General features: G+C 42.8%; 10 protein-coding genes and 1 riboswitch. Of the genes, 4 read left to right on the top strand and 6 right to left on the bottom strand.

Annotated elements, in window-relative coordinates:
• Window positions 1-871: N-acetylglucosamine-6-phosphate deacetylase (locus O3793_RS08685; protein ID WP_371446910.1), on the top strand; the 871-nt coding region annotated here is incomplete at its 5' end.
• Window positions 872-901: 30 nt separating this feature from the next.
• Window positions 902-1,906 carry a tagatose-bisphosphate aldolase gene (gene lacD / locus O3793_RS08680; RefSeq protein ID WP_371446908.1) on the top strand — a complete coding sequence of 335 codons (1,005 nt, stop codon included), beginning with the start codon at window positions 902-904 and terminating at the stop codon, window positions 1,904-1,906.
• Between the two features lie 772 nt (window positions 1,907-2,678).
• Here the strand turns inward: lacD and O3793_RS08675 are convergent.
• From O3793_RS08675 to O3793_RS08655, 5 genes are all read right to left on the bottom strand, one after another.
• Complete coding sequence (locus O3793_RS08675) at window positions 2,679-2,876, bottom strand: heavy-metal-associated domain-containing protein (protein WP_371446912.1); 198 nt, start codon at window positions 2,874-2,876, stop codon at window positions 2,679-2,681.
• A 20-nt stretch (window positions 2,877-2,896) separates the two neighbouring features.
• Window positions 2,897-5,140, bottom strand: a complete 2,244-nt coding sequence (locus tag O3793_RS08670) for a heavy metal translocating P-type ATPase (RefSeq protein ID WP_371446905.1) — start codon at window positions 5,138-5,140, stop codon at window positions 2,897-2,899.
• 151 nt (window positions 5,141-5,291) lie between these two features.
• Window positions 5,292-5,636: a DUF2185 domain-containing protein gene (locus O3793_RS08665; protein ID WP_285252131.1), complete on the bottom strand. Its 345-nt coding sequence runs from the start codon at window positions 5,634-5,636 to the stop codon at window positions 5,292-5,294.
• A 54-nt stretch (window positions 5,637-5,690) separates the two neighbouring features.
• Window positions 5,691-5,870 carry a 2-hydroxymuconate tautomerase gene (locus tag O3793_RS08660; RefSeq protein ID WP_005606505.1) on the bottom strand — a complete coding sequence of 60 codons (180 nt, stop codon included), beginning with the start codon at window positions 5,868-5,870 and terminating at the stop codon, window positions 5,691-5,693.
• 350 nt (window positions 5,871-6,220) lie between these two features.
• A complete protein-coding gene (locus O3793_RS08655) occupies window positions 6,221-6,760 on the bottom strand; it encodes a folate family ECF transporter S component (RefSeq protein ID WP_371446904.1) in 540 nt (179 codons plus the stop codon).
• 67 nt (window positions 6,761-6,827) lie between these two features.
• Window positions 6,828-6,925: riboswitch (THF riboswitch) on the bottom strand.
• Between the two features lie 267 nt (window positions 6,926-7,192).
• Here O3793_RS08655 and O3793_RS08650 point away from each other — a divergent pair.
• Both O3793_RS08650 and O3793_RS08645 read left to right on the top strand, forming a co-directional pair.
• Window positions 7,193-8,041, top strand: coding sequence for a helix-turn-helix domain-containing protein (locus O3793_RS08650; protein ID WP_371446903.1), 849 nt, complete (start codon window positions 7,193-7,195; stop codon window positions 8,039-8,041).
• Window positions 8,038-8,601 (top strand): GNAT family N-acetyltransferase, encoded by a 564-nt coding sequence (locus O3793_RS08645; RefSeq protein WP_371446901.1) that lies wholly within the window; start codon window positions 8,038-8,040, stop codon window positions 8,599-8,601. Before O3793_RS08650 ends, O3793_RS08645 begins: the two co-directional genes overlap by 4 nt.
• Window positions 8,602-8,721: 120 nt before the next feature.
• Here O3793_RS08645 and O3793_RS08640 read toward each other — a convergent pair.
• Window positions 8,722-9,762 (bottom strand): peptide ABC transporter substrate-binding protein (locus tag O3793_RS08640; protein WP_371446899.1); only part of this gene is annotated, 1,041 nt, incomplete at its 5' end.

The raw sequence follows: 9,762 nt of genomic DNA, 5'->3' as shown, positions 1-9,762 counted from the left end.
AACCTTAACCGCATCTCGCGAATTATTAGCGGATGTCTGCCAAACAATTGGCGATAACGCCACAACACTTGGCGGCGCTAAAATCAGAGGGATTTTCCTAGAAGGTCCATTCTTCTGTGAAAAATACAAAGGCGCGCAAAACCCTAAATACATGGGCGACCCTAAATCTGAAATCTTGGATGAATGGCAAGAACGCGCTGGCGGTTGGGTGAAGAAAATCGCGATTGCGCCAGAACGTAAAGGTGCCGTTGATTTCATCAAACACGCTAAAACAAAAGACATCTATGTAGCTCTTGCACATACAGATGGTACTTACGAAGATTGTAAAAACGCCGTTGAAGCCGGTGCGAATATCTTCGTTCACACATACAACGGAATGCGCGGCTTACACCACCGCGAACCAGGAGTTGTCGGTGCGGCACTCACATTGCCAAACGTATTCGACGAACTCATCTGCGACGGTCACCACGTTAACCCAGTGAGCGCAAGTATCGTGATGAAATGTTGCGGTCACGACCATGTAGCCCTTATTACAGACTGCATGCGTGCGGGCGGTATGGGCGAATGCGAATCGATGCTTGGAGAATTCCCTGTTATCGTAAAAGAGGGTACGGCTCGCTTGAAAGACGGCGGTAGCCTTGCTGGAAGTATCCTAGAACTCATCCAAGGGGTTCAAAACGTTGTGAAATGGGGCATTGCGACTCCACACGAAGCTCTTACAATGGCTAGCCTTGTTCCTGCAAAATCAGTCGGTATCGACGACGTTTGCGGACGCATCGACCCAGGGTACGCAGCGGACTTCATCGTATTAGACGATGAGTTACAACTCAAAGCGACTTACTTAGACGGTAAGCCTTATTTCGAAGCTTAATAAAATAAAAACAACTAAAGGAGTGTTATTATGTCAAAATTAGTATTAACAAAAGGAAAATATGATCACTTAGTAAAACTTTCAAACAAAAACCATGTCATCGGTGCTTTAGCGATTGACCAACGTGGTTCATTGAAAAAAATGATTGCTGCAGGAAATCCAAATGTAAAAGGGGACGAAGGCATCATCCGCTTCAAAGAATTAATCTCTGAAGAATTAACAAAATTCTCTTCTTCAATTCTTTTAGACCCTGAATACGGTCTTCCAGCTGCAAAATTACGCCACGAAGACTGCGGACTTTTAATCTCTTACGAAAAAACTGGTTACGACGCAACAGAAATCGGCCGCTTACCAGACTTACTTCCAATCTGGTCTGCAAAACGCATTAAAGAATTAGGCGCTGACGCAGTTAAAGTTCTTTTATACTATGATATTGACGAAGATCCAGCAATCAACGACATCAAACATGCGTGGGTAGAACGTGTTGGTAGCGAATGTGTGGCAGAAGATATTCCATTCTTCTTAGAAATCGTTTCTTACGAAGCAAGTGACGACGATGTGAAATCAGCTGCATACGCAAAAGTGAAACCTCATAAAGTAAACGACGCAATGAAAGTCTTCTCTGACCCACGTTACAACGTTGACGTATTAAAAGTAGAAGTTCCAGTAAACATGAACTTCGTAGAAGGCTTCACTAAAGAAGGCGTTGAACCTGTTTATACTCGCGAAGAAGCATTACGTTTATTCAAAGAACAATCTGAAATCACTGACCTACCATTCATCTTCTTAAGTGCTGGTGTTTCTGCTGAATTATTCCAAGAAACTCTACGCTTTGCGAAAGAAGCTGGTTCTACTTTCAATGGTGTGTTATGTGGTCGTGCAACATGGAAAGATGCTGTAGCTGTATTTGCGACTGAAGGGGAAGAAGCTGGTCGTGCGTGGTTAGCAAATCAAGGACGTAAGAACATCGAAGACCTTAACGTTGTTTTAGGCGAAACTGCAACTCCATGGTTAGAACGTGTTGAAGTAAAATAATAAACAATAAACATCATAAGTGAAGAGCGTTGCTCTTCTAAACACCTAGGATTTTTTCATACGAGTAGTAATGGCTGTACCGGTCTGAGCCAAGGTCTCAGACCTCTCGAGCCTCAAACAGACTCTAGGAAATTTCATTTCCTGAGTCTGTAATTCGCATCGAGTACACTCGCGACTACTACTCGTATAGAATCCTAGGTGTTTTTTTCGCAACGCTTTACTTTATTTACTTTTTCTAACCATGGAATGCGGGAGAATGGATGAGAGGCGAAGATGAGGCACCGGCTCGAGCCTAAGGTCTCTCGCCTTTAAAGCCTCAAAGGGGACGTACGGAATTTTATTCCTACGTCCCCTATGCACAGTGGTTGAATGGAACGAGCTTCGCTACATGTAACTCGCTCGTCCCTATTCAACTTTGTGGGGGAAAGAAAACGAAATGGCCAAAATAGTTTCTTCTATTTTGGCCATTTCTGTCTTTCTCCCTCATTTTAATGCAAACTCCCATCACTATTACTATAGAATCCGCAAGATTCTCCGAAACCACAATTGGTATTGTTCGCAACGCTCTACTTATTTTCTTTTTCTAACCATGGATTGCGGAGGAAGGGAGAGAGACAAAGTAGGCGCTGAGATAGGAATAGATTCCTCGAAGCCACAATTGGTGTTGTTCGCAACGCTCTACTCTATTTACTTCTTCTAACAATGGATTGCGGGAAAAGGATGACAGATAGAAAAAAGGCCGGGCGAAATCGCTCGGCCTTTTTGGGGTTGATTATTTTTTGATGCTGTATTTTGTGCCTTCAAGAGATGCTTGTAATGCGTCGACGCTTGCGTCTCCTTCGACTGTAGCTACTTTGTTTTCTAAGCTGACTTCAACGTTTGTTACGCCTGGTACGCTTGAGAAACGTTCTTTCACTGTGTTGGCACATCCTGCGCATGTGATTCCTTCTAAATTGTATTCTTTTTTCATCATAAATCTCTCCTTTATAGTTATGCTTTCCAGCGTTTTAATCTAAGGGCGTTGAGGACAACGGATACGGAACTGAAGCTCATTGCGGCTCCGGCAATCATTGGGTTGAGGAGTGGTCCGCCAAATAGGTGAAGAACTCCCATCGCAAATGGAATTCCGATAACGTTGTAGGCAAATGCCCAAAATAGATTTTCTTTAATATTACGGATGGTTGCACGGCTAAGTTTTAACATCGCTGGTACATCCATCAAGTCGCTCTTCATTAAGACGGCGTCTGCAGATTCGATGGCTACGTCTGTTCCGGTACCGATTGCGATACCGACTTGTGCTTGTGCAAGCGCTGGGGCATCATTGATACCATCTCCCACCATCGCCACAATATAGCCTTCTTCTTGTAATTTTGAGACATAATTCGCCTTATCTTGCGGTAAAACTTCACTAAATACGCGGTCAATCCCCACTTCAGCAGCAATCGCTTGTGCAGTTCGTTCGTGGTCCCCTGTCATCATAGCGACTTGAATGCCCATTTCATGTAGGGTTTGGATGGCACGCGCGCTGCTTTCTTTAACAGTATCCGCTACAACAATCAAACCTTGTACGGCATCGTTATAGCCAATATAGAGCGGTGTTTTTCCTTGTTCGGCAAAATGATTGGCTTTGTCGTTCATCTCAACATTGGCAAGACCATTTTCACGCATCCATTTTTCGTTTCCGAGGAAGACGAGCGTTTCACCAACGTGGCCTTTAATCCCAAAACCAGGAATGGCTTCGAAGTTCGTCACTTCATCAAATGCAACCCCTTGTTCTTTGGCTTTGGCAACAATCGCTTCGCCAAGAGGGTGTTCGGACGCTACTTCAAGGCTAGCAGCTAGGCGAATGAGGGCATCCGCATCGGTAGAATCGGCAGTGACCACATCTGTGACCACAGGAGTTCCGTTTGTAATCGTACCTGTTTTGTCGAAAACAACCATATTCACGTGGTTGGCTTCTTCCAACGCTTCCCCACTCTTAAGAAGGATTCCATTCTCGGCCCCTTTACCAGTCCCAACCATGATAGCAGTTGGTGTCGCAAGCCCTAACGCACATGGGCAGGCGATAACGAGCACTGAGATGGTAATCGTGAGGGCAAATACCCATGATTCTTGTCCAAGGAAATACCAAGCAAGTCCAGAAACAAGAGCCAAGACGATTACGATTGGAACGAATACTCCAGAAACCTTGTCGGCCAGTTTGGCAATCGGTGCTTTGGATCCTTGTGCTTGTTCGACTAACTGAATAATTTGAGAGAGAGCTGTGTCTTTCCCGATTTTTGTTGCTTTTAGAATGAAAGAACCTGTTTTATTTAAACTTGCCCCAATCACTTCATCGCCAACTGATTTCGATACTGGAATACTTTCCCCTGTTAACATCGATTCGTCAACGGTTGAGTTTCCTTCTGTTACGATGCCATCGACTGGAACTTTTTCACCCGGTTTAACACGAATGAGGTCGCCCACTTGCACTTCTTCTACAGGAACTTCTACTTCTTGTCCGTCGCGTAAAACCGTCGCCATTTTAGGAGCGAGTCCTACGAGCGTTTGAATCGCCATGGATGTTTTCCCTTTTGACACGTCTTCGAAGTATTTTCCAAGTGTGATTAAGGTTAAAATAACGCCGGCTGATTCGTAGTAAAGGTTCATCGCAAAATGCGCGTGCCCTTCTAATACGTGGTACGTTCCGTAAAGGCTATAAAGGAACGCAGCGCTTGTGCCAAGTGCGACTAGGCTGTCCATGTTTGGATGACCTTTAGATAAGGCTTTAAATCCATCCACGAAGAAACGACGCCCAATCCAGACAATTGGGAGAGAGAGCGCTAATTGAATCAACGCGTAGCTCACAGGACTTTGCATTGGGCTTAGAAAGGCTGGCATTGGAATTCCAACCATATCGGCCATTGCGATAAAGAGAAGTGGCACGGTGAAAATCGCTGAAATGGTTAGGTTTCGCTTCATTTCTCTTAAGTGCGCTTCTTTCTTTTCGTTCTTTTCTTCGAGTTCTTCTTCCACTGATTTGCCACGAGGACGAGCGCTGTATCCCACACCATCGACCACTTTGGCGATGTCTTCAGGGGTCACGCTATCGTTTGCTTCAACAGTCATGATTTCGGTTGCCAAGTTGACGCTAGCTTTATCAACGCCCGGAATTTTGCTGACGGCATTCTCGATCGTCATGGCACATGAAGCACAACTCATTCCTTCAATAATGTACTCTTTTTGTTTGCTCATTACTTTCACCGCTTTCGTTTACATTTGTAATTTACATTGTTAGTTTACACCAGTAATCTACAAATGTCAACAATAATGTTTAAAAAATTTTTTGAATAAAAAAACTCAAGCCAACAGCAATTCTGCCAGCTTGAGTTTGGGTGTAATCTATTTAATTTTCTGAAGATAAAATTTCTTCTATCGTAATTTCTCTCTCTTCGACTAAATCGTAAAAGCCAACATGAACACCCTCTTCATATAGCCAACATAAATCTGTCCCATACGGTGCTTCGAAAATCTCTAGCATTACTGGAGCAATCTCATATATGGAATCGGCTCCTAGAATTTTAAAATTAGCTGCATCTGAAAGATACTCTTCATCATCTTCAATGGATAATAGAGTCCATCCATTCATCGGAGGTATTGAAGATTGATCACGAAAAGTATATCGAATCGGCTTACCCTCAAGAATATTATTCGAAACAATAAAACCACCAAAATCACTATTATTAATCATAGTACTCCTCCTGTAAACTAGGAATTAACAACATTGATGTAAAAACAAAGTTTATTAGCCTCTTAATTTGCCGTTTTGGCCAAGGTTTTCGGCTTTAATTTCTTGAATAATGATATGAATGTGTTCTGTTGGAGCGCCAGTGTGTTTAGAGACCACTTCTGTCACTTCTTTGACAAGGGCTTCTTTTTGTTCACGGCTTCTTCCTTCGATCATTTCAACATGAATAAATGGCATGGTTTTGCCTCCCTTCGCTTAAACTAGTTTATATAGTTGCTCTTTGGTTCTATTCTACTCCTAAATGGGAGGGGGTGCTAGCAAGAGCCTCACACCCTGTGGAGTTGAATTCGGGCTCACAGGACTGCAAAACTTCGCACTGTGAAGTTTTGCTTCCCAGAATATCCGCACGACTGCAAGCAGTCCCTTGCGTTATTCTGGTCCAGTGGTTCAGTCCTGAGCGTTCGCCCTCCTGTTTTAGTCGGGTTCGGCTTCGCAGAAATGGCATGCGTTTCCCCAAACGTACGCACGACTCGTTTCGAGTCCTTTGCGTCGTTCGGGTCCAACGTTCCATTTCTGGGCGCGAAGCCTCACACCCTGTATTTTTCTATTAAGATTTTCATGGTTTTGTTTGAAAAGAGCACGGTTAGGATGGCGGTATTCAATGGGAGCGAGATCATATTTTTCAGGATTCGCAGTGGCATAATGACGGCGAAGGCTTTTTGCGTCATCATATGCACCCATATTGAATTCAGTCCGAGGTTACAAACGATTGTGACAAGCAATACTGTCATAAAGATTTGTTCCCATCTGAGTGGTCTCTTATATAAGAAGTATCCGTAGATGAGTCCTCCGACAAGGGCTGTGAATGTGTATCCGATGAAGAATTGTCCAGTCTCTCCGTGGAAGAAGTTCCCGAGGATATCGACTAGGATTCCCACAAGTGCCGCGCGCCATGGTCCAAGCATCACCCCTGCGATGGCTGCTCCGATAAACCCGAAGCCGATTTGTACGTAGAGGCCGAATTTAATGGCCGGCAACATTTCCATGACAAGACGAATGGCTACGACCATCGCCATCACTGTAATATCCAGTGTTCTTTTTCGATTGTATTTCTTTGTATTTTCCATATTAGCATCTCCTTTAATTGTAAAGAGTTGCTCCATTTAACTTCTTCTATTTCTAGTGTTGTTTAAATGCAGCGAATGCGACTAAATTACCGCAATGTTTCCATTTTCGTCCCAGTGGCAACATTCCATCCGCCGGGCACTTAACGCAATAAAGTCTACTCTGATTTTAGGTTCTAGAAAATTTAGTTCCTACTTTCCATGAATCTCCTTTCTTACTCTTGGTTAGAATACCTGTCCTTTCTTGTTGCGTCAAGCAAACTTGATTTTTCTTCGTTTAAATCGTCCAAACCTGAATGAAAACTTGCTCCCAATAATTTTTCATAACTTTTATTAAATATTTCACTTAAAATTTATATAATGTTTAAGATTGATACCGTTTTCCCCAACGTGTATAATATTCTTAACTCTCTTTAGAAATGGAAAGGTTAGACAATGAGCAATGAACGTTATTTAATGATGGAATCCGATATTAAGAACTTATCGTTTCAATTGGAATCTATCACAAAATCTAAATATGACAGCGACTGGCATAGCACGCTCCATACACATCCTTTTACGGAATTATTTTACGTTGTAGATGGAAAAGGCGAGTTTAATATTCAAGGCCAACGTTTCCCTGTAAAACCAAACGACTTTGTCATTATCAATCCGCAAGTAGAACATACAGAATTATCTTCTCCGGATGAACCGCTGGAATATATCGTTTTGGGAATTCGAGGGCTCTCCTTCTCGAATTTAACGCCTGTCTCAGAAGACGGACATCCATTTTCATTCTTCAACTTGCGAGATGAGCAAAAAGACATCTTGCGTTATTTGAATGCGATGGTACAAGAAGCCACTTCTCAACAGATGAGCTATGAATTAGTGTGCCACAATTTATTAGAAATCTTATTAATTAAAATCTTGCGTCACCAACACTTCGATCTTGAAGTCGGCAAGCAAAGCAAGGCTACAAAGGATATTTCGTTTATCAAACACTACTTAGAAACGTACTATCATGAAAGTATCCAACTAGAAGACCTCGCTTCCATGACGCACTTAAGCCGATTCTATATTTCTCACAGCTTTAAGAAAGAAATCGGCATGTCTCCGATGGAATATCTCATTGACATTCGTATTAAAGAGAGTAAAATCTTACTACGAACAACCAATTACTCGATTTCACAGGTGGCGGATATTGTTGGGTTCACGACTCCAACGTATTTCTCAAAACAATTCCGTAAGAGTACGGGAATTTCGCCAACGGATTATCGGGAACAATTCCAAGGAGTTCAGAAATGATTAGACAACCTAAGCGCGATGAGAGACGACAAATCATCCCGCTAATCGAACTGATTATGCAAGATATGGAACTGCTGATTCTGGAACATACAAGCCCGGAAATGCTCTACGCGATGCTAGAAGAAGCCATGCTCGATGACCAGTTTCGCTACGGACTGAAGAACACGCTTGTGTATATTCATGAAGGAAAAGTCGCCGGGACCATCTTTGGCTATCACGGACACTTAGAAGATGCGATTGACGACCCGTTTCACCGATTGTACGAGGATTACAATACCCCGCATCAAATTCCGCTCTACGAGGATAAGGAGACGATGCCCGGTGAATGGTACATCGATATTTTAGCGGTCTATCCCGAATATCGTCGCCTTGGAATCGGCCGTAAATTATTGGTCGAAGTCGAAAACTTAGCGCGTCAACAAGGGGCTACCAAAATCGCCCTCAACTGCGAGAAGGATAATACGAAGGCCTACAAATTATACGAAAAACTGGGCTACACGCCTGAAAGTGAACGCGTACTGAGCGGCCACCCGTATTACCATATGACAAAAGCCTTATAAAAAATCCCTCTCTGGACGAAATCGTTCAAAGAGAGATTTTATAAAATGTAACTTATATGTTACATTTTGCTTTTTTAAAAACGAAAAGAGACTCGAAATTTCGAGTCTCTTATTTTTTGATTATTTTACATAGGCTTGACGAAGGTTAATCGTACGTCCGAATGGAAGTACTTCGAATCCTTCTACGTTTTCAGCAAGTAAGTAGCTTTGGCTTGCTTGGTAGATTGGAGCGACAACCGCATCATCCATCACGATTTTTTCTGCCGCAATCATTTGTTTGTAACGTTCTTCTGGTTTCGTTGCGTATGTTGTTTTCACTTCAGCAACGGCTTTATCGTAGGCTTCGCTTGAGTAGTTCGCGAAGTTGATTCCGCCACCTGTTACGTATTGTTCTAAGAAGTTCACTGGGTCTTGATAGTCAGGTGCCCATGTTCCGAAGAAGAAGTCGAAATCATCTGCACGTTGTAATTCAAGACGGTTTTTCAATGGAACTGATTTGATGTTCAATGTAACGCCTGGTAAGTTCTTTTGGATTTGCGCTTGTAAATATTCGCCGACCACTTTCGCACTACCTGCATCTGACGTTAGTAATGTCACTTCAATCGTGTCCATGCCTAACTCTTGTTTAGCCTGTGCTAATTCTTTTTGCGCCTCTTCTACATTGTAGCTGAGTAAGTCGCCGCGGTCTTCCACGTAATCTTTACCAGTTTCTGGATTTTCAGCAAACCCTTTTGGAACAAGACCGTTTGAAACGATTGAGCCGTCTTTTAATACGTTGTTTACAAGAGCGGCTTTATCGTATGCCATCGCGATTGCACGACGGAAGTGTTTGTTTCCTGTAATCTTACGTTCTACGTTGAAACTCATATATCCCATTGTTGCCTTTGGAATCGCGTGGTACGTTGGTTGCGTTTTGTATTGATCAACGAATTGTTCGCTGATTGTTGTGTATTGTACTTGTTTTCCGTCAAATAATTGAACAGAAGTCGCTACTTCTTTCGATACATTCACAGTGACGTCTTGTAATTGAACGTTTGCTGCATCCCAGTAGCCGTCGTTCTTCACAAGTTTCCAAGAAAGTTCAGAACCTGTCCATCCTTCTAATTTGAACGGTCCGTTTGTCACGATTGAATCTGCTGAAGAACCGTATCCTTCGCCTTT

This window comes from Granulicatella sp. 20925_1_28, from assembly GCF_041433575.1.
Taxonomy (GTDB): domain Bacteria; phylum Bacillota; class Bacilli; order Lactobacillales; family Aerococcaceae; genus Granulicatella.
This window is presented reverse-complemented; position numbering and strand designations above follow the sequence as displayed.